We start from the raw sequence: 23,117 nt of genomic DNA, 5'->3' as shown, positions 1-23,117 counted from the left end.
AGAAAGCAGACACCATGAACACCACCGACACCACCGACGGCACCGACGGCACCCCGCGCGCCCCCTACATCGTCAGCGACGTGATGACCCACACCGTCGTCGCCATCGGCCGGGACGCTCCCTTCAAGCAGATCGTGGCGACCCTGGAGCAGTGGCGGATCAGCGCCCTGCCGGTCCTGGACGGCGAGGGCCGGGTCGTCGGCGTGGTCTCCGAGGCCGACCTGCTGCCCAAGGAGGAGTACCGCGGCGCCCAGCCCAGCCGGCTGGAGGCGCTGCGCCGTCCGGCGGAGCTGGCCAGGGTGGGCGCCGTGACGGCGGGTGAGCTGATGACCTCGCCCGCCGTCTGCGTCCACGCCCGCGCCACTCTCGCCGAGGCGGCCAGGATCATGGCGCGCGGGCGCGTCAAGCGGCTGCCCGTGGTCGATCTCCAGGGGCTGCTGGTCGGCGTGGTCAGCCGCGGCGACCTGCTCAAGGTCTTCCTGCGGCCGGACGAGGACATCGCCGCCGAGGTGCGCCGGGAGGTGCTCGACCCCCTGTTCCCGGCCGAGGCCGGCCAGGACGGTCCCGTGGTGGTGAGCGTGGCGGACGGGGTGGTCGTCTTCGGCGGCCGCATCCGCGACACCTCCCTGGTCCCGGTGGCCGCCCGGCTGGCCCGTGCGGTCGAGGGGGTCGTGGACGTCACCTTCGACCTCGACCGGCCCCCCGTCGCGGACCGGCACCTGCCGCCGGTGGTGGGGCCGATGTTCTGACCCGCCGCACCGGTCCGTCACACTGATCCGCCATACTGGTCCGTCATGCCGGTCCGCACGGCGGACCCGTGCGCCCCTGGCGCCGGACGGGTCCGCGGGGGCAGGATCGGAGGGCGGGGGACCGTACCCCTGGCCGGTCCCCGACCGACGTGCGAAGGATCCGTATGACCCAGGCCCAGCAGTTCTCCTCCCAGTCCCCGATCCGGGTGTTCCTCCTCGACGACCACGAGGTGGTACGGCGCGGCGTGCACGACCTGCTGGACGCCGAGCCCGACATCGAGGTGGTCGGCGAGGCCGGTACGGCCGAGCAGGCCCTCACCCGGGGGCCCGCCCTGCGCCCGCACGTCGCCGTCCTGGACGTGCGGCTGCCGGACGGCGACGGCATCAGCGTCTGCCGGGAGCTGCGCTCGCGGATGCCCGAGCTGACCTGCCTGATGCTCACCTCGTTCGACGACGACGACGCCCTGCTGGACGCGATCATGGCCGGGGCGTCGGGTTACGTCCTCAAGCAGATCAGGGGTTCGGACCTGGTGGCCGCCGTCCGCACCGTCGCCTCCGGGCAGTCCATGCTCGACCCGGCCACCACCGCCCGGCTGATGAACAGCCTGCGGGTGCAGGACACCCAGGAGGAGCCCGAGGAGCCGGAGAACGCCGCGCTGGCCTCGCTGACCCCCCGTGAGCGGGACATACTGGCCCTGATCGGGGAGGGGAAGACGAACCGGCAGATCGGCCAGCAGCTGTACCTGTCGGAGAAGACGGTCAAGAACAACATCTCCCGGCTGCTGGCCAAGCTCGGTGTGGAGCGCCGGGTGCAGGCCGCCGTCATCGCCACCCAGACCGTTCCGGCCCCCGGTACGCCGTCCGGCCCGCCCTCCGGCCACTCCCCCGGCGCGCGCCACTCGCGCTGAGTCCGCCGCCCGCCGCCGTCCTCCCGTCCGGGACGGCGGCGGCCGTTTCCGGGGCGTTCCGGTCCCGGCCGGTAGGGCCCATACGGCCCTACCGCCGCCCCGGACGGCCTCCCCACCATGGGGGACATGCACCGAAACGACGGCTTCCGCGAACTCGACCGGCCGGAGTGCCTGCGCCTGCTGGCGCTGGTTCCGCTGGGCCGCGTCGTCTACACCGAGAACGCGCTTCCCGCCGTCCTCCCAGTCAACTTCTTCCTGGACCACGACGATGCGGTGGTCGTGTACACCTCCGCCCTGTCCCGGCTGGCCCGGGCGGTGGAGGGCAGCGTCGTCGCCTTCGAGGCGGACTCCTTCGACGCGGCGGCGCGCACCGGGTGGAGCGTGGTCGTGACCGGCCGCGCCGCCCAGGTGTCCGACCCCGCCGAGGCCGCGCGGCTCGGCCGTTCCGGCCCGCCCTCCTGGGCGCCGGTCGAGGACGGGGTCTTCCTGCGGATCGAGCCCGAACTGGTCACCGGGCGGATGCTGCAGGGCGTCCGGGCCGGGGCCGGGCACCCCGCGGCCACCTGAGCGGCGGCCCGACCCGCGGGAGCCGGGCGCCAGGGGTCTCCCGCGTCGTTCGCGCGCGAGGGCGCACAGAAGGGAGCACCACCGTGGCCGTGGCAGACACCGCCGCCCGCACCGCCCCCCGTTCCGCCCGTTCCGTCGGCCCGCCCCACTCCCCCGTCGGGGCGAGCCGGTCGACGGGCGTGGTCATGCTGGTGGCCGGCGCCGTCGGCTGGCTCGCCTCCCTCCGGCTCACCGTCGACGACTGGCGGGTGCTGGGGGACCCCTCGTACCAGCCGTCGTGCGACATCAGCCCGGTCGTCGGCTGCGGCAGCGTGCTGTCGAGCTGGCAGGGCAGCCTGCTGGACTTCCCCAACATGCTGCTGGGCCTGGGGGGCTTCGCGGCCGTCGCCGCGCTGGGGGCGGCCGTGCTCGCCGGGGCCCGACTGCACCGGCTGCTGTGGCTCGGGCTGAACGCCGGGGCGCTGGCCGCCGTCGTGCTGGTGCACTGGCTGTTCCAGCAGTCCCTCTACGAGATGGGCCGGATCTGCCCGTACTGCGCGGTGGTGTGGGTCGTGACCATCGCGCTCTTCTGGTACGTGACGTTGCACAACCTGGAGCGCGGCGTCGTCCCGGTGCCGCCGCGCGCGCGGGGGCTCCTGCGCGGCGCGGTCGAGCTGCGCGGTGTGCTCCTGGGCACCTGGTACGCGGTACTCGTACTGCTGGTGCTCACCCGCTTCTGGGACTACTGGAGCAGCCTGGTGTGACGCCCCCGGCGCCTGCCGGGACCAGACCGGCCGTGCACCATGCGTGGGGAGCCGTGTCCCCGGGGACACGGCTCCCCACGCATGGTGCACGCGGTGCGGGTGCGTCCCGGCAGGCGGCCGCCGGACACGCGGACGGCGGGCGGCCGGGGAGACCCGGCCGCCCGCCGTCGTGCGCGGGTCCGCGTACGGTCAGTCCGGCCGGTCCAGCCGGACGGTGAGCAGCACCAGCGCGTCGGTCTCCGCGGTCAGCCGGTGCAGCCGGTCGGGGATGTCGACGAGTTCGTCCGGGTCCAGCACCCAGGAGCGCTCGTCGGTGCTCAGGGTGACCCGGCCGGCCAGGCACTGGAGGGTGGCCGCCCCCGGCGCCCGGTGCTCGGCCAGCTCGCGCCCGCCGACCAGGGCGATGAGGGTGGCCCGCAGGCCGGGGACGGCGACGGCGGTCCGCGCCGCCCGCCCCGAGGCCGCCGAGGCGGCCTGGACCAGCAGTTCCTTGCCCACCACCCGCAGCCCGGTGGTCTGGCCGGCCGGGTGGGGGTCGCGGGTCTCGTGCGGGGCTCGGTCGGTCATCGGACACGCTCCCATCCGCGCCGGGGGGCCCGGGAGCCCAGCTGGGTGTCCCGGCTGCGGTAGACGATGTAGGGACGGGTGAGGTACCCCAGCGGCGCGGTGAGCATGTGCACCAGCCGGGTGAAGGGCCACACGGCGAACAGCGCGAACGCGCTGAGCGCGTGGAGCTGGAAGAGGATCGGCACGCCGACCATCAGCTCGGGGTCGGGCTGGAAGTAGAAGATCGACCGGAACCAGGGGGAGATGGTGGTCCGGTAGTCGTACCCCTCGTCGACGACGTTGGCCGCCACCGTCGCCGCCAGTCCCAGCACCAGGGCGAGGGTGAGCATGAGGTACATCAGCTTGTCGTTGCGGGTGGTGGCGCTGAAGACCGGGCCGACGGTGCGGCGCCGGTAGATCAGGATGGCCAGCCCGCCGAGCGTGCACACGCCCGCGACGGTGCCCATGACGACGGCGGAGACGTGGTAGGTGTGCTCGGTGATCCCGGCGGCCTCGGTCCAGCTGTTGGGGATGAGCAGGCCGACGACGTGGCCGATCAGCACCACCAGGATGCCGAAGTGGAACAGCGGGCTGCCGATGCGCAGCAGGCGCTTCTCGTAGAGCTGGGAGGAGCGGGTGGTCCAGCCGAACTTGTCGTAGCGGTAGCGCCAGACGTGCCCGCCGACGAACAGCACCAGCGCCACGTAGGGGACGATCACCCACAGCAGGACGTCCAGCCCGCCGGCTGTGTTTACGGCGTTTACGGCGTTTACGGCGTCCGCGGCGTACTGGAGCGGGGCCGTCTCCGGCGCCACCGGCATGTGCGGTGCCGGGGCTGCCGGGGTTGCCGGGGTCGTCATCTGCGGCCTCCCACCGTGTCGGGCGTGTACTGGGACGGTGCGTAGGGGGTCAGGCCCACCTCTTCCTCCGGTGGCCCCTCGGCGGCGAGCCGGGCGACGGCCGTCCGCTCGTCGCCGGCCAGCGGCGGCAGGGTCGCCGACACCGATTCCAGGACGTGCGCCCAGGGCGCCCCGGCGTCGTGCAGGGCCAGCCGCAGCAGTTCCACCCCGGCGCGGTACTCCAGCAGCAGCTTCCGGCCGGCCTCGGGTTCGGCGGCGGCGAACTCCAGGACGACGGCCAGGTGGTCGGGCAGTTCGTCGTCGCTCGGGCGCAGCCCGGCGGCGGCGTAGGCCTGCTTCACCCGCAGCAGGGCCATGCCGCGCTTACGGGTGTCGCCGTGGGTGTAGTAGGTCAGGTACGGGCAGCAGCGCCGGCGGTGGTCGAAGACCGCCACGTACCGCTCGGCCAGCTCCTCGGGGCCGATGGCCTCGGCCTCGTCGAGGAACCGGCGCAGGGGCGCGGCGACCGGCTCGGGAAGGGCCGCGGCGGCCTGCCGGGCCAGCCGGGCGTGCTCGGGCAGCTGATCGTCGGGGTAGGCCAGCAGCAGCGACTGGATCTGCCAGGCGGGTGCCTGGACGGGCTGCCGCGGTGGTGCGTGCGGGGTCATGGCTTGGGCTCGCTCTCGGCGTTCGGGTCGGTGCCGTCCATCAGGTCCCGCGGCGGGCCCCCGTCACCGGCGGGCTGCTCGGGGAACAGTCCCTTCGGGCGGCCCTTGCCGTCCCAGTTGAGGAGGTTGACGCGGTTCGCCTTGTCGGCCGGATCGGTGACGGAGTCGGAGGTCTGACGAGCCTGCAGCATGTGGAAGTTCTCCACGGCCACCGGGTCGGGTCCGCCGGAGGCCTCCCCGAACGGGCCGGAGCCGCCCATGCCGGGGCCGCCCTCGTAGTCCAGGCTGCACTCGGTGGCCAGCTCCTCCAGGCCGTGCGCCTGCTCGGCGTGGGCGGGCGGGATGACGTACCGCTCGTCGTACTTGGCCAGCGCCAGCAGCCGGTACATCTCGTACATCTCCTCCTCGCCCATGCCGACGGACGCCGGGATGGCGGCGTCCGGCTCGCGGCCGAGGTTGATGTCGCGCATGTAGCTGCGCATGGCGGCCAGTTTGCGCAGGACGAGGTCGACGGGCTCCGGGTCGCCGGCGGTGAACAGTTCGGCGAGGTACTCGACGGGGATGCGCAGGGTGTCGATGGCGGCGAACAGGTTGCCGCGGTCCTCGGCGTCGTGGCCGGTCCCCTGGACGGCGTCCACCACCGGGGACAGCGGCGGGATGTACCAGACCATCGGCATGGTGCGGTACTCCGGGTGCAGGGGCAGCGCGACCTTGTAGACGTTGATCAGGGAGTGGATCGGGGAGCGCTGGGCGGCCTCGATCCAGTCGCGCGGGATGCCGTCCCGCTCGGCCGCCGCGACGACCTCGGGGTCGTTCGGGTCGAGCAGGATGCCGCGCTGCGCCTCGTACAGGTCCTTGTCGTCGGGGACGGAGGCGGCCTCGGAGACCCGGTCGGCGTCGTAGAGGGCCAGGCCGATGTAGCGCAGCCGCCCGACGCAGGTCTCGGCGCAGACGGTGGGCAGGCCCACCTCGATGCGGGGGAAGCAGAAGGTGCACTTCTCGGCCTTGCCGGTGCGGTGGTTGAAGTAGACCTTCTTGTACGGGCAGCCGGTGACGCACATCCGCCAGCCGCGGCAGCGGTCCTGGTCGACCAGGACGATGCCGTCCTCGGCGCGCTTGTAGATCGCACCCGACGGGCAGGAGGCGGCGCACGAGGGGTTGAGGCAGTGCTCGCAGATGCGCGGCAGGTAGAACATGAAGGTCTGCTCGAACTCGAACTTCACCTTGTCCGAGATCTCGTCGAGCACCACGTCCTGACGGGCCAGCTCCGGCGCCCCGGCGAGGTTGTCGTCCCAGTTCGCCGACCAGGTGATCTTCATGTCCTCGCCGGTGGTGAGGGACTTGGGGCGGGCGACGGGGGTGTGCTCCTGGAGCGGGGCGTTGGTGAGGGTCTCGTAGTCGTACGTCCAGGGCTGGTAGTAGTCGTCCAGCGAGGGCAGCTTGGGGTTGGAGAAGATGGTGATCAGCTTCTTGAACCGGCCGCCGGCCTTGAGGGTCAGCCGCCCCCGCTTGTTGAGCTTCCAGCCGCCCTGCCAGGTCTCCTGGTCCTCGTAGCGGCGCGGGTAGCCCTGTCCGGGGCGGGTCTCGACGTTGTTGAACCAGACGTACTCCACACCGGTGCGGTTGGTCCACGCCTGCTTGCAGGTGACCGAGCAGGTGTGGCAGCCGATGCACTTGTCGAGGTTCATGACCATCGCCATCTGTGCCATGACCTTCATGTCAGTACGTCACCTCCTGGGAGCGCCGGCGGATGACGGTGACCTCGTCGCGCTGGTTGCCGGTGGGGCCGAGGTAGTTGAAGGCGTAGGAGAGCTGGGCGTAGCCGCCGATGAGGTGGCTGGGCTTGACCAGCAGCCGGGTCAGGGAGTTGTGGATGCCGCCGCGGCGGCCGGTGGTCTCGGAGCGGGGCACGTCGATGAGGCGGTCCTGTGCGTGGTACATGTACACCGTTCCCTCCGGCATCCGGTGGGAGACGATCGCGCGGGCGACGACGACACCGTTGCGGTTGACCGCCTCGATCCAGTCGTTGTCGGCCACGCCGACCTTCGCCGCGTCCTTGTCGCTCATCCACACCGTCGGTCCGCCGCGGGAGAGCGAGAGCATGAACAGGTTGTCCTGGTACTCGGAGTGGATGGACCACTTGTTGTGCGGCGTCAGATAGCGCACGGTGACGCCCAGTTCGCCGGTGTCGCCGATCTCCGGTTCGTCGAACAGGGCGTGCATGTTCAGCGGCGGCCGGTAGACCGGCAGCCACTCGCCCAGCTCCGCCATCCAGTCGTGGTCGAGGAAGAAGTGCTGCCGACCGGTGAGGGTGTGCCAGGGCTTGAGCCGCTCGACGTTGATGGTGAACGGCGAGTAGCGCCGTCCGCCGGACTCCGAGCCCGACCACTCGGGCGAGGTGATGACGGGCACGGGCCGCGACTGGGTGTCGGCGAAGGTGATCTGCTTGCCCTCGTGCTCGGCCGCCAGGTCCGCGAGCTGGGTGCCGGTGCGCTTCTCCAAGGTGTGGAACCCCTGGGTGGCCAGATGCCCGTTGGTGGTGCCGGACAGGGCGAGGATGGCCTCACAGGCGTGGACGTCGCGGGCGATGGAGGGACGGCCGTCGGCGGCGCCGCCGTGGACGGTGCCGTTCTTCTGCCGCAGGTACTCCAGCTCCCGGTCGACCTTGAAGGTGATGCCCTTGGTGGTGGCGCCCAGGGTGTCCAGCAGGGGTCCCAGGGCGGTCATCTTGTCGGCCACGGCACCGTAGTCGCGTTCGACGGTGATCAGCTTGGGCATGGTGCGGCCGGGCACGGGCTCGCACTCGCCGTTCTTCCAGTCCAGCACCCGGCCGTGCGGGGTGGCCATGGCGTCGGGGGTGTCGTGGAGCAGCGGGGCCGCCACCACGTCCTCGGCGGTGCCCAGGTGCTTCGCCGCCAGCCCGCTGAACGCCTTCGCGATGGTGTTGAAGGCGTCCCAGTCGCTGCGGGTCTGCCAGGGCGGTGAGATGGCGGGGTTGAACGAGTGCACGTAGGGGTGCATGTCGGTGGTGTTCAGGTCGTACTTCTCGTACCAGGTGGCGGCCGGCAGCACGACATCGGAGTAGACGGTGGTGGACGTCATCCGGAAGTCCAGGGACAGCAGCAGGTCGAGCTTGCCGGCCGGTGCCTCCTCGCGCCACACCACGTCGCGGGGGCGGGATCCCTCGGGCGCCTCGGTGGCGCGGACGGAGGAGTCGGTGCCCAGCAGGTGCTTGAGGAAGTACTCGTTGCCCTTGGCGGAGGAGCCCAGCAGGTTGGCCCGCCACACGGTCAGCACCCGGGGGAAGTTCTCCGGGGCGTCGGGGTCCTCGGCGGCGAAGCGCAGCCGGCCGGCCTTCAGTTCGTCCACCACGTACGGGCCCACCTCGCGGCCCGCGGCCCGCGCGTCGGCGGCCAGGGCCAGCGGGTTGCGGTCGAAGGTGGGGTAGGAGGGCATCCAGCCCAGCCGGGCGGACTGTGCGATGACGTCGGCGGTGGACCGCCCGGCGAAGGTGCCGCCCGCGGAGGCCGCGGAGAGGGTGTCGGCGCTGAAGGGGTCGTAGCGGTACTGGTCGGTGTGCAGGTACCAGTAGGCGGTCTGGATCATCTGCCGGGCCGGCCGGTTCCAGTCGGCCGCGGTGGCCAGGGCCGAGTAGCCGGTGATGGGGCGGACCTTCTCCTGGCCGACGTAGTGGGCCCAGCCGCCGCCGTTGACGCCCTGGCAGCCGGTGATCGTCGTCAGGGTGAGGAAGGCGCGGTAGATGGTGTCGGAGTGGAACCAGTGGTTGGCGCCGGCCCCCATGATGATCATGGAACGGCCGCCGGACTCCTCGGCGTTGGCGGCGAACTCCCGGGCGATCCGGGCCGCCTTCTCGGCCGGGACCCCGGTGATCGTCTCCTGCCAGGCGGGGGTGTAGGGCTCGGTCGCGTCCTCGTAGCCGGCCGGCCACTGCCCGGGCAGCCCCAACTCCTCGCGTGCGACGCCGTACTGGGCCATCAGCAGGTCGAAGACGGTGGTGACGGTCTTCCCGCCGACGGTGCGGACGGGGACGCCGCGGCGCAGCCGTCCCGCCCTGCCGTCGGGCGTGTCGAAGCGGGGCAGCTCCACCTCCACCGGGGCCGCCTCGCCGCCCGCGGCGCTCAGCAGCGGGTCGACGTCGCCGAGGTCGAGGTTCCACTTCCCCTCGCCGGACTCGCCGTAGCGGTGGCCGAGGGAGCCGCCGGGCACCACCGGGGTGCCGTCGGAGTCCAGCAGGACGGTCTTGAACTCGGCGTTCTCGGCGGTCCCGGCGCTCTCGCCCCCTGCCACCGCGCCGTCCAGGTCCGCGGCGGTCAGGAACTTCCCCGGGACCCAGGCCGCGTCCGCGCCCTCGCCGCGCTGTTCCAGGGTGATCAGGAACGGCAGGTCGGTGTAGCGCTTGACGTACTCGGTGAAGCGGCCGACCTGCCGGTCGGCGAAGAACTCCTTGAGGATCACATGGCCCATGGACATCGCCAGGGCGCCGTCAGTGCCGGGCTCGGCGGCCAGCCACTCGTCGGCGAACTTGACGTTGTCGGCGTAGTCCGGGGCGACCGCGACGACCTTCTGCCCCCGGTAGCGGGCCTCGGCCATCCAGTGCGCGTCGGGGGTGCGGGTCACCGGCAGGTTGGAGCCCCACATGATCAGGTAGCCGGCGTCCCACCAGTCACCGGACTCCGGGACGTCGGTCTGGTCGCCGAAGACCTGCGGCGAGGCGACGGGCAGGTCGGCGTACCAGTCGTAGAACGACAGCATCGCCCCGCCGAGCAGGGAGTAGAAGCGTGCTCCGCCCGCGTGGGAGACCATCGACATCGCCGGGATCGGGGAGAAGCCCGCCAGCCGGTCCGGGCCGTACTCCTTGATGGTGTGGACGTGCGCGGCGGCGATCATCTCCACCGCCTCGTCCCAACTCGCCCGCACCAGGCCGCCCTTGCCGCGCACCTTCTTGTAGCGGCGGGAGCGCTCGGGGTCGGAGACGACGTCGGCCCAGGCCAGGACGGGGTCGCCCAGGCGCTGCCTGGCCTCGCGGTACATCTGGAGCAGCACCCCGCGCACGTACGGGTAGCGCACCCGGGTGGGCGAGTAGGTGTACCAGGAGAACGCCGCGCCGCGCGGGCAGCCGCGCGGCTCGTACTCGGGGCGGTCCGGGCCCACCGAGGGGTAGTCGGTCTGCTGCGCCTCCCAGGTGATGATGCCGTCCTTGACGTACACCTTCCAGGAGCACGAGCCGGTGCAGTTCACACCATGGGTGGAACGCACCACCTTGTCGTGGCTCCAGCGGTCCCGGTAGAAGGCGTCCGCCTGCCGCCCGCCGATCTTGTGGAGGGTGCGGTGGTCCTCGGACACCTCGGCCCGGGTGAAGAACCGCCGGGTGGACACCAGGGCGTCGGCGAGCCCGCCGTCCGGCCCCGGCGGCCGCTCCTCCGTCCCGCGGACCGGTTCCCTGTTCCTGCCTCTTGCCACAGCGCCCCTCCCGGAGTGGGTTTTCGTACAGTGCGTCACAGTGCCCGTACAGGGCTTTTGGTGCTTGTACGGGGCTTGGCCCAGTCGGCGGCCGGGGCCGCTTCGCGGCTGCTTACCCGAAAAGATCAGGCTGACACCGGCCGTTTCAGACGCTCGTGGACGCCGGTCCCCCGGGCGGTCCCGGGGGACCGGCGTCTCAGGCGTCGGCCGCGGAGAGCCGGGTGCCCACCTGCGCGCGTACGGCTCCGACGGCTTCCCAGTCCTCGGTGTCCAGCGTGGCCAGCGCGGCCGGGAAGACGCCGTCCTGCTCCTTGAGGATGTGGTCGCGCAGGACCTCCAGCGCCTCCTGGAGCCGGTCGGGCCAGGAGGGATCGGCGGGGACGGTGTCGGCCGCCTCCCCCAGCACCCCCTCGATGTACCGGTGCTCGTCCTCCAGCGCCGCGATGTGATCGGGGAACTCCTCCTTCATGGCGGGGAACAGCCCGTGCTCCTCGACCCGGGTGTGCGGGGCGAGCACCTCGGCGATGCGCCGGGCCGTCCCGGCCATCCGCGCCGTGTCGCCGTCCCGGCGGGCGGCGCGGACGTCACCGATCATGTTGACGACCGTGTCGTGCTCGCGGGTCAGTTCGTCGATGGCCGTCAGGGACTGGCAGCCGCAGTACTCACACATCTCTCTTCTTTCCCGGTGTGTCGGTGTGTTGGTGTGCCGGTGTGCCGGCGGTGGCTTGGTGCCGGTGTGCCCGCCGCCGCGGCCGGGCGGGCGCCGGGTCAGGCGGCGCGGCGGGCGACCGCCGTACGGACCGCGGTCAGGGTCAGGACCAGGGCCGCGGCGGAGACCAGGGCCAGCAGTGCCAGCCCCACCGCGTACGAGCCGGTGGCTCCGTAGACCGCGCCCATCACCAGCGGCGGCACGAAGCCGCCCAGGCCGCCCGCGGCGCCCACCACACCGGTGACCGAGCCCACCTTGTCCGCCGGGGACGCCTGGGCCACCAGAGCGAACACCGCGCCGCTGCCGGCCCCCAGGGCGACGGCCATCGACAGGAAGGCCACGGTGCCCTCCGGCGCCAGGTCCAGGGTGAAGGACTGCATCGTCGCTCCGGCGACCACGACCGACAGGGATGCGGCCAGGACGCGTACCGGGCCGAAGCGGTCCGACAGCCAGCCGCCGATCGGGCGCATCAGCACCGCCAGCACCACGAATCCGGCCATCCGGTTGGCCGCGTCGGTCTGCTCCAGCCCGTAGGCGCTCTTGAGGTAGACCGGCAGGTAGACCGAGAAGGCGACGTATCCGCCGAAGGCCACCGCGTACAGCGCCGAGGCCTGCCAGGTGATGCCCAGCCGGACGGTGGCCGCCAGGCGGCGGAGCAGAGGCTGGGTGGGCGCGCTGCGGCCGGGCGCGTCGCGCAGCACCACGGCGGCCAGCACCGCGTAGGCGGCCAGGGCGACGGCGGTGATGACGAAGGGGGTGGCGGTGCCGCCGGACTCGACGAGCTGCACCGTGGTCAGCGCGCTGATCGCGGTGCCGCCCATGCCGGCGCCGAAGACGCCGACGGCCAGTCCCCGGCGCTCGGGCGGGAACCAGGCGTTCACGAACGGCACCCCGATGGCGAAGGTGGTGCCGCCGATGCCGAGGAAGAACCCGCCGATCAGCAGACCGGCCAGGGAGGTGTGCCCGGCCAGGCCGAGGTAGAGGACGGGGACGATGGTGGCGGCGGTGACCACGGGGAACATCACCCGGCCGCCGAACCGGTCGGTCAGCGCGCCCACCGGGATCCGGCCCACCGAGCCGACCACCACGGGCACGGCGACGATCAGCGACTGCTCCAGGGAGGACAGTTGCAGGATCTCCTGGAACCGGGGGCCCAGCGGGCTCAGCAGCGCCCACGCCCAGAAGTTCAGGGCGAATCCGACGGTGGCCAGCACCAGCATCAGCATGCGCGGGCCGGCCGCGGCCGCGGCGCCGGTGGAACGGGTGTCGGCGGAACGGGTGTCGGTGGCGGCCGCGGGGTGTTTCTCCATGGCGGTGTGCGCTTCCTTCTCCTCGGTCGTGATGCTCATGGCGCTCCCGTCGGTCTCCGGTGCGTGGTCCTCGGTGGCTCGGGTGGTGTCCGGTGCGGTTCCGGCGGGGTCCTTACGTGTGCCTCCCCGGCCGCGGTTTCACCCCCTGCCCGCTCAAGGATCTTCGGACGGCCACCCCTTCGGTAAGGGACCACCAGGGCGGGCGGTGGGGCCATTGGTCCCGGGTCCCGGTCCCGTCCGCCCCGCTCACGCGGCGGGCCGTGAGGCGGGTCATGCCGCCGGCGCCTCCTTCAGGTGACGGGCAGGGCGGCGGCCGGGAGCACCACGCCCGGCGAGCCGGCCGGGAGGTGACCGCCGGGGCCCGGGCCGGCCCGGGCCGCCCCCTGGCGCGGGCCCGGCCGTGCGGGGCGGCCGCGATCATCGCCGCGGTGAACAGGCCGAACCGGCGTCCGGTCGCTCCGGCGCCGAGCGCGCCGAAGACGGTGGCGTGCCGGATGGCATGCGGGACCTCGCGCACGTCGAGCTCGGGCTCGGCGGTGTCCGACTCGCCGCAGGCGCCGCCGCAGCCGCCCGCCGCGCCCCCGGCGACGGCACCCGCACTCACCGGCGCACCCTCACCGTGCGGGAGACCGTGCAGGAGATCTCCCCCGGGGTGCGGCAGAAGCTGTGGACCTTTGGTGGCGCCGCACCCGGTCCCGTGCTGCGCGGCCGGGCCGGTGGCACCTTCGGGATCACCCTCGTCAACGACGGGTCGATCGGTCACTCGGTGGACTTCCACGCCGGGGCGCTGGCCCCGGACCGGCCGAGCGCCTTCCACGTGGTCGGCGGCCAGTTCGACACCGTCTACCACGAGGGCGCCCACCGGCTCCGCCCGGACGACCCCGGCAGCGGCGGCGCGCAGGTGCTCGATCTGGCCCCGGCCCAGGGCGGTTTCGTGGAGCTGGCCTTCCCCCCGATGCGGGCCTTTATCCGTTCGTGTCGCACATCTTGAGCGACGCCGAGCGCGGCGCCCGGGGCTCCTTCGAGGTCACCGGCTGATGCCGTCCCCGTCGCCGGGCGGCCCGGTGGGCCGCCCGGCGAGCCGTTTCTCGTGCCAGTGGTCGGCGTACCGGTCGCCGTTGTAGTCCGGTATCTCCCCGTAAGTACGCCATGGCCACCTACGGCGCATACGCCGGCGCGAAGTTCGCCCTGGAGGCGGTGAGCGACTCGCTCCGGCGGGAGGTCGCGCCGCTGGGCGTACAGGTGGTCGTGGTCGAGCCCGGCGGTGTCCGGACGGAGATCGCCGCCCGCGGGATCGCGACGGCGAACGACCTGGCCGCCCGGATGACACCGGAGCAGAACGAGCGTTACGGCAGTCTGGTCCAGGCGAACAACACGTTGATGGCCTCGGGCACCGCCTCGGGTCTGACCGCCGACGCCGCCGCCCGGGTCATCGCGAAAGCCGTCACAACCCGCAGGCCGCGTCCCCGCTACACGGCCGGCCGGGATGCCGCTCTGATCATGCGCCTGGGCCCGATGCTGTCCGACCGCATGCTCGACCGCATGCTCGCCGCCAACCTGCGCCGGCACTACCCGCGGGCAGCCGCTGCATGACCCGTCGCGCACTCCGCCTCGCACCGTCTTCGACCTGAGGACACTAGGCCGACAGCGCCTCCCCCGCCTCCCCGCCGGGTCCGTCCCCGGCGTCCCACGCGCAGACGGCGGCCAGTTCGTCCAGGGAGATCCCCAGGACGGCGGCCAGCGCCGAGACGGTGAAGAACGCCGGGGTCGGCGCCCGGCCGGTCTCGATCTTCCGCAGGGTCTCCGCCGACACCCCGGCCGCCGCGGCGACCTCCACCATGCTGCGCCCGCCGCGCGCCGTGCGCAGCAGTTCACCCAGTCGCTCTCCCCGCCGGCGTTCCCACGGGGTCAGAGGAGTCCTCACCATGACCGTGATACTAATACCGGTATAGTAATTGGGCGCCGTCGGGGCGCCCTGACACGCCGGGGAGCATGCGGATCATGGTGGAACTCAAGACCGACACGGAACTGAAGGCCATGCGGGAGGCGGGGCGGGTGGTGGCCCACGCGCTCGCCGCCGCCCGGGACGCGGCCCGCGTCGGGGCCTCACCACGGGAGCTGGACGAGGCGGCCCGCGCCGTCCTGGACGCCGCCGGGGCGCGCTCGCCCTTCCTGGGCTACCGGCCCTCCTTCGCCCCCACCCCGTTCCCGGCGGTGGTCTGCGTCTCCGTCAACGACGCGATCGTGCACGGCGTCCCCGGCGACCAGCGGCTGCGCGACGGCGATCTGGTGAGCGTCGACTGCGGCGCGGAGCTCGACGGCTGGACGGGCGACGCCGCCGTCAGCTTCGTCGTCGGCACCCCCCGCCCCGGCGACGCGGAGCTGATCGAGGCCACCCGGCGGGCGCTGGACGCCGGGATCGCCGCGGCCCGCGCCGGGAACCGCATGGGCGACATCTCCCACGCGATCGACACCGTCGCGCGGGCGGCGCGCTGCGGCATGCCCCGCGACTTCGGCGGCCACGGCATCGGCCGCCGCATGCACGAGGACCCGCCCGTGCCCAACCGCGGGCGCCCCGGCCGCGGCTTCCCGCTGCGTCCCGGACTGGCCCTGGCCATCGAGCCGATGCTCATGGCGGGCGGCCGCGACGACTACCGCACCGACGGCGACGGCTGGACGCTGCGCACCACCGACGGCAGCCGGGCGGCCCACTTCGAGCACACGATCGCCGTCACCGAGGAGGGCCCCCGCGTCCTCACCCTGCCCTGAGCCGGGCACGGACAAGCCGCTCGCGGGCGGCCGTCGGCCATCAGGCCTTCCCGCACCGCGTCCCGGCGGGGTGCGGGAAGGCCGTCCGGGGCGTCGGCGGCGTCAGTGTCAGACGGCGTCGCAGGCCCGGGGATTGGTCCACTGCTCGCGGAACTGGTCGATGTACCGGTTGGTGACCCACCCGTCGATGATCCGCAGCATCGCGTCATTGGCACGGTAGTTGGAGTTCGAGGTCACGTTGTACGAGCCGGCGAACACCGCCTTGCGCCACTCGCCGGCGTACTTCGCGTCGATCAGCAGCAGTTTGTTGTGGTGCCAGCCGTCGCAGCTGATGTCGCCGTCGGGGATGCCGTTGTCCAGCAGCCGATCCCGCCCGCTGGCCTCCTGGACGATGACCTTGACGTCGCAGCCGATGCCGCGCAGCCGGGCCAGCTCGCGGATGACGTCCCGGGAGTGGTCGCTGTTGTCGAAGAGACTGGCCTGCATCCAGACCCGGTCGTTCCCCGAGGCGCAATCGGTGACGCCGGCCAGCACGCCGACCAGCGGTTGCTTGCCGTACTGCGGGAAGAAGTACGCCCGGGAGTGCCCGTTGCCGCCGAACGGCGACTTGTCCTCGTCGTCCCAGGTCACGCCTTCCCAGGTCCAGTCCTGGGCGTACAGGCGGCGCCAGTAGTTGACGTACCCCGCGAACAGCTCGCTGTCGTCACGGACGATCAGCAGGTTCTGCGCGTGCTGCGCCTGCCAGCTGCTCAGGTTCATCGAGGTCTGCAGCACCAGTTTGGTGTCGCCTTTTTTGAACACGAAGAACTTGTTGTGCATGGACCCCTTCCACTCGCCGTCGGGGTGCCTCATGCACGCGTCCGCGCAGATCCGCAGATCGATTCCGGCGTTCTCGAACTTCTCGCGGAGAGTCGAGTGGACGGCACCCACCACGATGCGGACGCTGACCCCGTTCCGCGCGGCCCGCACCAACGAGTCCGCTATCTCGGTGCCGTACCCGGTGGTGTCCCAGGTGTACATCGCGACGCGAATGTAGTCGCCGTCCTCCGGCGTGGTGCCCGTGGCGTCGATCTTGGCCTTGATCTTCCGGGGGATCAGAACATCGACGTTACCGTCGCCGCCGTAGGTGACGCAGACCTCGTAGTTCCCCTGCTCGGAGCAGGTCCCCTCCACGGCGGCGGCAGGCGGCGCCGAGACCACCGTGAGCAGGACGGACATCATGCCGAGCAGCACTAAACGGAACGACCGGAGCCCTTTGGCCCGCATGCTCTTCATCATCAGAGCATGCTCACATCCCGTGATCTTCTGAGCAAGGGGATTGCCGGGGCCCGGCGGCGGGGGTTTCCGCGGTCCCGGACACCGCGGCCCGTCCCCGGGCCGCGGCCGGCACGGCGGGTGCGGGGCCACCGCCGAAGCCCGGATCCGCCGGGTGGCACGGCAGACCGGCCCCGGCCGGCGCGTGACGCGGCCGTCCCCGGAGGGCCTCCCGCCAGTGTCGCCGGGCAGCCGGGGCGCGTCGGACGTCCGCGCGGATCCGGACACGCACGGAGCACTGGCCGCCGACGCGTGTCCGGATCCCCGACACCCTTCGGACCGTCAGCCCAGGGTGGCGAGCAGCTCGTTGCAGGCCTGCTCGCAGCGGCGGCACGCCTCGGCGCACATCCGGCAGTGCTCGTGCATGTCGGCGTGGCTCTCGCACTCCTCGGCACAGGACTTGCAGACCATCGCACAGGCCTGGAGCTGGGTGCGGGTGATGTTGGCGTCGTAGCCGGTGTGCCGGGAGAGGATCTTCCCGGTGGCCTCACAGATGTCCGCGCAGTCCATGTTGGTGCGGATGCACTTGCGCAGCTCGGCAACCATGTCCTCGGACAGACACGCGTCGGCGCAGGCCGTACAGGCCTGGGCGCAGTCGAAGCACTCGGAGATGCAGCGCTCCATGGCCTCGCGGTCGACGCCGCCCAGGTCGGCCGGGTAGGTCCGCAGCATGTCCTTGACCATCGTGGTCATCGGTACCCCTCTCTTCGTGTACGTCCGTGAGCGGGGTCGGCGGCCGTGGCACACCGGCCCCTGATCCGGTACTGGTCAGCGGGTAACCCGATCACGGCACGGACAAACCGGAGCGAAAGCTTCGGATACCCCGGAACAGGTCAGGGAACTTCCCGGTAGGCGTGCGGGGCGACCCCGGTGACCCGGCGGAAGACGCGGCTGAAGTAGGCCCGGTCGTGGAAGCCCACCGCGCGGGCGACGGCCTGGACGCTGTCGCCGCTGTGCCGCAGCCGCTCCTTGGCCTGCCGGACCCGCAGCCGGGTCAGGTAGTCCCACAGCGGCAGTCCCAGCTCCCGGTGGAAGAGCCTGCTGAGGTGGTCCTCGCTGACCCCCGCCGCCCGGGCGACCTGCCACCGGGTCAGGCGGTGCCGGTAGTGCCGCTCCAGGCAGGCCACGGCGCGGCGGACCGGGGCCCGGGGCCGGGAGGAGCCGCCCGGTCCGGCACACCCGGCCAGGGCGGCCAGCAGGGCGGCGGCCTCGGCGTCGGTCAGGATGTCCCGGCCCAGGAAGACCAGGTTCGGGTACCGCTCGGCGCGGCGCACGTCGGCGGCGGTGAAACCCCGGTCGCCGACCATCAGCACCGGCAGGTCGGCACGGCCCGCGCCCTCGCACACCGCCTCGGTCACCTCGAAGCCGTCCGCGCCGGGGCCGGGCAGGTCGCGGGGGACGACGAGCAGGCCGGGGGTGTCCTCCCCCAGGAGCGCCAGGGCGGCGGCACCGTCCGCGGCGGCGCGCACCGTACGGCCGGGCAGCGCCCGGCCCAGCAACCGCCGCCACCGCTCGCGGTCCGCCGCGCGGGCGTCCACCACCACCGCGGGGTCGGTCGGCCCCGGCGGCCGCAGCTCGCGCAGCGCCTGGCCCAGATCGGCGCCGCGGACCGGCCCGTAGAGCAGGAAGGGGGTGTGGCGCAGCGCCGGATGGTCGTGGAGCCGCTGGACGGCCGACCACTCCTGCGGCCGGGCCCCGCCCGCGTCCCAGCCGACCACGGCCGGCCTGTCCCGCTCGACCAGGGCGGCCGGCTCGTCGTCCGGGTCCAGCCGGCGCAGCCGCAGTCCGCACTGCCGGGCGAGGGCGGCCACCTCCGGGGGCGGTCCGGCCGCCGCGGCGACCAGCACGGTGGCGGCGCCCGGCGCGGGACCGGTGGCGGGACCCGCGGGCTCCACCGGGGTGGGCAGGGGCAGGTCCAGCCGGAAACCGCCGCCCGCCCGGTCGCGGTCGTAGGAGACCGAGCCGCCGTGCAGGGCGGCCAGCCGCCGGGCGACGGCCGGGCCCAGCCGCGTGCCGGGCTCCCCGGCGGCGAAGGGCTGGAAGAGGTGCTCCGTCTCCCCGGGATCGACGCACAGGCCCGCCGAGAGCACCCGGACCCGCAGTCCGTCCGGCCGGACGCCGGCGGCCAGCCGCAGCCGGTCGCCCTCGCCCAGCCGGGCGGCCACCGCGGTCAGCAGGCTGAGGACGATCTGGCGCAGCCGGGCCGGGTCGGCCCGGACGGCGGGGAGCCGACGGGGCAGCTCGAGCTGCCAGTCGGTGCCGGCCGGGCGGGACCGCACGGCGGTGTGGAACGCCGCCAGGAGCACCGGCCGGGGGTCCAGCAGCCGCCGGGTCAGGTCGAGCGTGTCGGCCTCGGCACGGGACAGGTCCAGCAGGTCGTCGATCAGCCGCAGCAGGCGTACAGCCTCCCCGTGCGCACGGCGCAGCGCGGTGCCGGCGTCCGTGGCGGCACCGGCTCCGGCACCGGCTCCGGCACCGGCTCCGGCGGCCCGGGTGTGCCGCAGGAGCGTCTCCACCGGGGTGCGCAGCTCGTCGGTGGCGTTGTCCAGCAGCCGGGTCTTCAGACGGCTGGCCCGCTCGGCGGCGTCCCGGGCGCGGCGCACCTCGTCGAACAGCCGGATGCCCTTGAGCGCCGCGCTGAGCTGGTCGCCCAGCGCCCGGTAGAGCGCGCCCCGGCCGGCCGCGTCCGGCCCGGACCCGCCGTCGAACAGGGCAAGGCCCAGTTGCTCGCCGCCGATGTGGAGCGGCTCGGCGACCAGGGTGAACCGGCGGCCGTCCGGCAGCAGCCCGTCCGGCAGCAGCAGTTCGGCGGGGTAGGGCACGGCGTACGGGTCCGGCCCGGTGCGGGGACGCCCGCCGTACGCGGGTACCGCCCGGGCCAGGACCGGACCGGTGCCGTCCCCGGGCCGTCCGCCGTTCTCGTGGAGCACCAGCCGGCAGCCCGGCACCCCGGTCTCCGGCAGGTGGCGGGCCAGCACCCCGGCGAGCGCCGCCGTGTCCACGGCGGTGGTCAGCGCGGTGCCCAGCTCCCGCAGCCGTCGGGCGGTCTGCTGCTCCGACCAGCGCTCGTACTCCAGCAGCCGGTGGGACTTGTCCGCCACCAGCAGCCGCGCCTGGCCCAGCAGCCGCTCGGCCCGGGTCCGTTGTCCGGCGGGCAGCCGGGGAACGGCCGACTCCCGGGCGCCCAGCAGTGCGCGGTCCCAGTCGGCGGCGTCCCCGGCGGTGCGGACCCGTTCGCCGGACAGCCGCTCGACCAGCCGCAGGAAGGCGCCACCGGGTCCCCCGCCGGATTCCGCGGTGAGATCCGCGGTGAGATCCGCGCGCAGCGCCGCGGACAGTTCCGCGCCCTGCTCCGGCAGCCCCGGGAAGAGTTCCCCCGGCAGCCCGCCGGAGGGCCCCCCGGACGAGTCGCCGGACGGCTCCGGTCCGCTGCCCGGCCCGCCCGGCCCCGCCGGCCCGTCCCCCTGGGTGACCAGCGGCGAGTGGCACCCGCAGGAGCGGCGGACGACGAGGGTGCCCGGCACCGCGCCGCGCGCGGGGGGCGCGGTGCCCCGCAGCCGGGCCAGCAGGGTCTCCACGGCCAGTTCGCCGAGCTCGGCGAAGGGAAGGGTGACAGAGGTCAGCGGCGGATCGGCCAGCCGGGCCTCCGTCGAGTCGTTGAAGCCGACCACCGCCACGTCCTCGGGCACCCGCACCCCGCGCCCGGTCAGGAAGCGCAGGGCGTCGGCGGCCAGGACGTCGCTGCACGCGACCACCGCGTCGAAGTCGCGGCCCGGGCACAACCCCCGGACGTCGACCAGCACCCGCATCGCCGCCGCCCCGGCCCCGCCCCCGAAGTCCGCCGCGGCGACGACCAGCGAACCGTCCCCCCGGAGGCGGTGCCGGGCCAGGGCGTCGGTGTAGGCGTGGTAGCGGTCCCGGGAGACCGGGTTGGCCAGTGGACCCCGTACGCAGGCGAGCCGGCGGCGGCCGTGCTCGCGCACCAGATGACCGACGGCCGCCCGCATGCCCGCCCGGCTGTCGAGCCGCAGGCTCTCGTGACCGGGCAGTTCGCGGTTGAGGCTGACGACCGGTAAGCCCGCCAGCCGCGCCACCAGCCCGGCGGCCCGCTCGTCGCCGTCGGCGGCGACGGGCAGACCGAGGGTGGAGGTCCAGCAGATGACACCGTCCAGTCGCGCGGGGCCCACCAGGTCGTACAGCGCGGTGCGCGGCGCACCGGCCGGGCTCAGCGGCCCGCCGGGGAAGCACACCAGGTTGACGTCGTGGCGCTCGGCCGCCGCCAGCACCCCGGACCACAGGGTGGTGCCGACCCCGAGGTGGATGTTGGCCGTGACCAGCCCGATGGTGGGCCGTTGCGCCGCCCGCCTCCCGCCGTCCGCCCGCCGCACCGGTACGGGTCCGTGTCCATGTCCGTGTTCCGCCGTAGGAGCCATGGGAGCCTGCCTCGCTCGTCGCTCGAAGAAGCCCCCCTTGCCGTGTGCGACACCCTCACCGGGCCGGAGGACCATAGCGACGGGTGCGCGTCCGGGCAAGACAGGCGGCGCGCCTGCCCTGCCCGGACGGTGTGCGGGTCGTGCCGGCTCGCGCTCAGATCTTCCCGACGCCCGCGCCCGCCGTCACGATCGACTTCACGTTCGCCGCGTTGTCGGCGGTGTAGCCGTACGGGACGGCGGCCACGGAGCCACCGGTCTCGCCCCGGCCGGAGTTGACGAAGTGGTTGTTCCGGGCCTGGAGGGAACCGGGGTCGGAGGAGCCCTCACCGAGGTGGAAGGGGTCCTCGACGTTCTCGAAGTAGTTGCCCTCCACCAGCACGCCGGCGTTCTCGGTGGAGGCGACGCCGTAGCTGCCGATGTCGCTGTAGTAGTTGTTCAGCACATGGACGGGGTTGCCGAAACGCACCCTGGGGTGGCGCTGGTTGGTGCCGTCGAACCAGTTGTGGTGGTACGTCACCCGCAGCTTCCCGGAGTCCTCGCCGCCGTTGCCGTCGGAGTGGCCGAGCAGGAAGCTCTTGTCGTGGTCGTGCACGCGGTTCCAGGACACGGTGATGTTGTCCGAGGCCCGCTTGATGTCCAGGGCGCCGTCGTTGGCGTTCGAGATGTCGTTGTGGTCGATCCAGACCCGGGTGGCGTACTGGACGTTGATCGCGTCGTCGTCCGAACCGGAGAAGGACAGGTTCCGGATGATGACGTTGCTGACCTTGCTGATGTTCAGGCCGCTGCCGGTGATCCTTCCGGCGGTGCCCACGCCGACGACGGTCTTGTTCGACGCCACCTTGGTCATGTCGCTCAGGTTGACGGTCCCGTCGACCTGGACCACCAGCGGCTCGTCACGCTGCACCGCCTCGGTGAACTGGCTCGCGTTCGACACGGTGACGGTGGCACCGCCCGCGCCGCCGGTGGTGCCCGCGCCGAAGCCGACGGGCTGGTTCGCCGCCACGGGACGCGGGGCCCGCGCATCGCTCCCGGTGTGCCCGGTGTTCCCGGTCTCCGCGGCCGAACCACTGAACGCGGTGACGCCGGTGAAGGTCACCGCGGCGGCCATCACGGCCGCGGAACTGATCAGTTTGAACCGTGCGCTCGTCCTGCGCATGGGGTACTCCGTCCGGTGGGGGGATCTACTGGGCACGCATGCGTGAGTACGTGCTGGTCCGCGCGGCGACTCGGTTCGAGGGTAGGAAGATTCCTGTGGACGATGCCGGGGACCGTGTGGACTATGGCGCGCGCACCCGCCGGAGCCCCTCCGCGGACCGGAGCACGGGCGGGCACGGGGAAGGACCGGCCGCGGGTGAGAGGGCTGGACAGCGTTCGAGACCCACAACCCCGGTCCGTCCGGTCCGCCGGCTGCTTATCCTTGTGGCCATGACCGCCCAGCCCTCAGAGCCCTCCCCCCACCACGTTCCGTCGGGAGAGCTCCGTGCCTCTCACGACGACCGGGAAGCGGTGGTGGAGCAGTTGCGCGACGCGGCCGCCGAGGGGCGGATCGATCTCGATGAGCTGGACTCGCGCCTGGAACGGGCGCTGACGTCCAAGACCTACGCCGAGTTGGCCGCCCTGACCGCCGACCTGCCGAGGGCCGATCCCCCCGAGAGCCGGCCGCCGCTGGTACTCAAAGGCGGTCTGCACGGTACGTCACGAGGCCCCGGGCGCTGGGAGGTCCCCGGGCGCGTGATCGCCCACGGGGGTCTGGGAGGTGTGAAGATCGACTTCACCCGGGCCGAGTGCCGTCTCCCGGAGATCGCGGTGGAGGCGTACGGGGAGGCGGCCGGTGTCACGATCGTCGTCCCCGACGGCTGGGCCGTGGACACCGGCGGCATGGATTCCGGCATCGGCGGCCTGCGGGACAAGACCACCCCCGACCGGCTCCCGGGGACTCCCCTGATCCGGCTCACCGGATCCGGCGGCATGGCGGGAGTGGTCGTCCGCCACCCCAACCGCTGGGAACGGCGCAAGCTGCAGAGCAATCCGGCACGGGGTCAACTGCACTGATTCGCCGCAGTGTTCACCGAGGTCGCAGT

Annotated in this window: 20 protein-coding genes; 8 read left to right on the top strand and 12 right to left on the bottom strand. The window is 73.1% G+C overall.

Annotation, left to right across the window (positions count from 1 at the left end; translation table 11 throughout):
* The first annotated feature begins 14 nt into the window (after positions 1 to 14).
* From CUT44_RS23760 to CUT44_RS23745, 4 genes are all read left to right on the top strand, one after another.
* Positions 15 to 749, top strand: a complete 735-nt coding sequence (locus CUT44_RS23760) for a CBS domain-containing protein (RefSeq protein ID WP_233221604.1) — start codon at positions 15 to 17, stop codon at positions 747 to 749.
* 164 nt (positions 750 to 913) lie between these two features.
* The gene (locus CUT44_RS23755; RefSeq protein WP_100203959.1) at positions 914 to 1,657 is read left to right on the top strand and encodes a response regulator; all 744 of its coding nucleotides are present in this window, start codon (positions 914 to 916) and stop codon (positions 1,655 to 1,657) included.
* Between the two features lie 126 nt (positions 1,658 to 1,783).
* Positions 1,784 to 2,224, top strand: coding sequence for a pyridoxamine 5'-phosphate oxidase family protein (locus CUT44_RS23750; RefSeq protein ID WP_100204070.1), 441 nt, complete (start codon positions 1,784 to 1,786; stop codon positions 2,222 to 2,224).
* Between the two features lie 83 nt (positions 2,225 to 2,307).
* Complete coding sequence (locus tag CUT44_RS23745) at positions 2,308 to 2,967, top strand: vitamin K epoxide reductase family protein (RefSeq protein ID WP_233221603.1); 660 nt, start codon at positions 2,308 to 2,310, stop codon at positions 2,965 to 2,967.
* Positions 2,968 to 3,156: 189 nt separating this feature from the next.
* Here the strand turns inward: CUT44_RS23745 and CUT44_RS23740 are convergent, their stop codons facing one another.
* The 7 genes from CUT44_RS23740 to CUT44_RS23710 form a co-directional block, all read right to left on the bottom strand.
* Positions 3,157 to 3,534: a cupin domain-containing protein gene (locus CUT44_RS23740; RefSeq protein ID WP_233221602.1), complete on the bottom strand. Its 378-nt coding sequence runs from the start codon at positions 3,532 to 3,534 to the stop codon at positions 3,157 to 3,159.
* Entirely contained in the window at positions 3,531 to 4,250 is a 720-nt protein-coding gene (narI, locus tag CUT44_RS23735) for a respiratory nitrate reductase subunit gamma (protein WP_233221623.1), read from the bottom strand. Before narI ends, CUT44_RS23740 begins: the two co-directional genes overlap by 4 nt.
* Before the next feature lie 119 nt (positions 4,251 to 4,369).
* On the bottom strand, positions 4,370 to 5,020 hold the full coding sequence (gene narJ / locus CUT44_RS23730) for a nitrate reductase molybdenum cofactor assembly chaperone (protein WP_100203957.1): 651 nt from the start codon (positions 5,018 to 5,020) through the stop codon (positions 4,370 to 4,372).
* Positions 5,017 to 6,738 carry a nitrate reductase subunit beta gene (gene narH, locus CUT44_RS23725; protein ID WP_100203956.1) on the bottom strand — a complete coding sequence of 574 codons (1,722 nt, stop codon included), beginning with the start codon at positions 6,736 to 6,738 and terminating at the stop codon, positions 5,017 to 5,019. Before narH ends, narJ begins: the two co-directional genes overlap by 4 nt.
* Before the next feature lies 1 nt (position 6,739).
* Positions 6,740 to 10,501 (bottom strand): nitrate reductase subunit alpha, encoded by a 3,762-nt coding sequence (locus CUT44_RS23720; RefSeq protein ID WP_100203955.1) that lies wholly within the window; start codon positions 10,499 to 10,501, stop codon positions 6,740 to 6,742.
* A 196-nt stretch (positions 10,502 to 10,697) separates the two neighbouring features.
* Complete coding sequence (locus CUT44_RS23715; RefSeq protein WP_100203954.1) at positions 10,698 to 11,171, bottom strand: hemerythrin domain-containing protein; 474 nt, start codon at positions 11,169 to 11,171, stop codon at positions 10,698 to 10,700.
* A 98-nt stretch (positions 11,172 to 11,269) separates the two neighbouring features.
* Entirely contained in the window at positions 11,270 to 12,430 is a 1,161-nt protein-coding gene (locus tag CUT44_RS23710; RefSeq protein WP_408646787.1) for an MFS transporter, read from the bottom strand.
* A gap of 577 nt (positions 12,431 to 13,007) precedes the next feature.
* On the opposite strand from CUT44_RS23710, the gene CUT44_RS23700 reads away from it, so the two are divergent.
* Positions 13,008 to 13,511, top strand: coding sequence for a cupredoxin domain-containing protein (locus CUT44_RS23700; RefSeq protein WP_199185815.1), 504 nt, complete (start codon positions 13,008 to 13,010; stop codon positions 13,509 to 13,511).
* 158 nt (positions 13,512 to 13,669) lie between these two features.
* On the top strand, positions 13,670 to 14,113 hold the full coding sequence (locus CUT44_RS23695; protein ID WP_199185814.1) for an SDR family NAD(P)-dependent oxidoreductase: 444 nt from the start codon (positions 13,670 to 13,672) through the stop codon (positions 14,111 to 14,113).
* Positions 14,114 to 14,156: 43 nt separating this feature from the next.
* Here the strand turns inward: CUT44_RS23695 and CUT44_RS23690 are convergent, their stop codons facing one another.
* Entirely contained in the window at positions 14,157 to 14,447 is a 291-nt protein-coding gene (locus CUT44_RS23690; protein WP_100203953.1) for a helix-turn-helix domain-containing protein, read from the bottom strand.
* A 74-nt stretch (positions 14,448 to 14,521) separates the two neighbouring features.
* Here CUT44_RS23690 and map point away from each other — a divergent pair, with 74 nt between their 5' ends.
* Positions 14,522 to 15,289: a type I methionyl aminopeptidase gene (gene map / locus CUT44_RS23685; RefSeq protein ID WP_100204067.1), complete on the top strand. Its 768-nt coding sequence runs from the start codon at positions 14,522 to 14,524 to the stop codon at positions 15,287 to 15,289.
* A 108-nt stretch (positions 15,290 to 15,397) separates the two neighbouring features.
* On the opposite strand, the gene CUT44_RS23680 is transcribed toward map, so the two are convergent.
* The 4 genes from CUT44_RS23680 to CUT44_RS23665 all read right to left on the bottom strand — a co-directional run bounded on the left by CUT44_RS23680 (position 15,398) and on the right by CUT44_RS23665 (position 22,192).
* Complete coding sequence (locus CUT44_RS23680; protein WP_233221601.1) at positions 15,398 to 16,567, bottom strand: phospholipase D-like domain-containing protein; 1,170 nt, start codon at positions 16,565 to 16,567, stop codon at positions 15,398 to 15,400.
* 318 nt (positions 16,568 to 16,885) lie between these two features.
* Complete coding sequence (locus CUT44_RS23675; RefSeq protein WP_100203952.1) at positions 16,886 to 17,296, bottom strand: four-helix bundle copper-binding protein; 411 nt, start codon at positions 17,294 to 17,296, stop codon at positions 16,886 to 16,888.
* Between the two features lie 140 nt (positions 17,297 to 17,436).
* Positions 17,437 to 20,991, bottom strand: coding sequence for a substrate-binding domain-containing protein (locus CUT44_RS23670; RefSeq protein ID WP_158239656.1), 3,555 nt, complete (start codon positions 20,989 to 20,991; stop codon positions 17,437 to 17,439).
* 199 nt (positions 20,992 to 21,190) lie between these two features.
* Entirely contained in the window at positions 21,191 to 22,192 is a 1,002-nt protein-coding gene (locus CUT44_RS23665; protein ID WP_100203950.1) for a pectate lyase family protein, read from the bottom strand.
* Between the two features lie 269 nt (positions 22,193 to 22,461).
* On the opposite strand from CUT44_RS23665, the gene CUT44_RS23660 reads away from it, so the two are divergent.
* Positions 22,462 to 23,088 (top strand): DUF1707 SHOCT-like domain-containing protein, encoded by a 627-nt coding sequence (locus CUT44_RS23660; protein ID WP_100203949.1) that lies wholly within the window; start codon positions 22,462 to 22,464, stop codon positions 23,086 to 23,088.
* Positions 23,089 to 23,117: the final 29 nt, after the last annotated feature.

The organism is Streptomyces carminius, from assembly GCF_002794255.1.
GTDB classification, from domain to species: Bacteria; Actinomycetota; Actinomycetes; order Streptomycetales; family Streptomycetaceae; genus Streptomyces; species Streptomyces carminius.
This window is presented reverse-complemented; position numbering and strand designations above follow the sequence as displayed.

Coding starts and splice junctions, on each gene's coding strand:
- CUT44_RS23660 (WP_100203949.1), top strand. CDS start 22,462: ATGACCGCCCAGCCCTCAGAGCCCTCCCCCCACCACGTTCCGTCGGGA.
- CUT44_RS23675 (WP_100203952.1), bottom strand. CDS start 17,296: ATGACCACGATGGTCAAGGACATGCTGCGGACCTACCCGGCCGACCTG.
- narJ (WP_100203957.1), bottom strand. CDS start 5,020: ATGACCCCGCACGCACCACCGCGGCAGCCCGTCCAGGCACCCGCCTGG.
- CUT44_RS23715 (WP_100203954.1), bottom strand. CDS start 11,171: ATGTGTGAGTACTGCGGCTGCCAGTCCCTGACGGCCATCGACGAACTG.
- CUT44_RS23710 (WP_408646787.1), bottom strand. CDS start 12,430: ATGCTGGTGCTGGCCACCGTCGGATTCGCCCTGAACTTCTGGGCGTGG.
- CUT44_RS23695 (WP_199185814.1), top strand. CDS start 13,670: ATGGCCACCTACGGCGCATACGCCGGCGCGAAGTTCGCCCTGGAGGCG.
- CUT44_RS23665 (WP_100203950.1), bottom strand. CDS start 22,192: ATGCGCAGGACGAGCGCACGGTTCAAACTGATCAGTTCCGCGGCCGTG.
- narH (WP_100203956.1), bottom strand. CDS start 6,738: ATGAAGGTCATGGCACAGATGGCGATGGTCATGAACCTCGACAAGTGC.
- CUT44_RS23680 (WP_233221601.1), bottom strand. CDS start 16,567: ATGATGAAGAGCATGCGGGCCAAAGGGCTCCGGTCGTTCCGTTTAGTG.
- CUT44_RS23740 (WP_233221602.1), bottom strand. CDS start 3,534: ATGACCGACCGAGCCCCGCACGAGACCCGCGACCCCCACCCGGCCGGC.
- map (WP_100204067.1), top strand. CDS start 14,522: ATGGTGGAACTCAAGACCGACACGGAACTGAAGGCCATGCGGGAGGCG.
- CUT44_RS23755 (WP_100203959.1), top strand. CDS start 914: ATGACCCAGGCCCAGCAGTTCTCCTCCCAGTCCCCGATCCGGGTGTTC.
- CUT44_RS23690 (WP_100203953.1), bottom strand. CDS start 14,447: ATGGTGAGGACTCCTCTGACCCCGTGGGAACGCCGGCGGGGAGAGCGA.
- CUT44_RS23760 (WP_233221604.1), top strand. CDS start 15: ATGAACACCACCGACACCACCGACGGCACCGACGGCACCCCGCGCGCC.
- CUT44_RS23750 (WP_100204070.1), top strand. CDS start 1,784: ATGCACCGAAACGACGGCTTCCGCGAACTCGACCGGCCGGAGTGCCTG.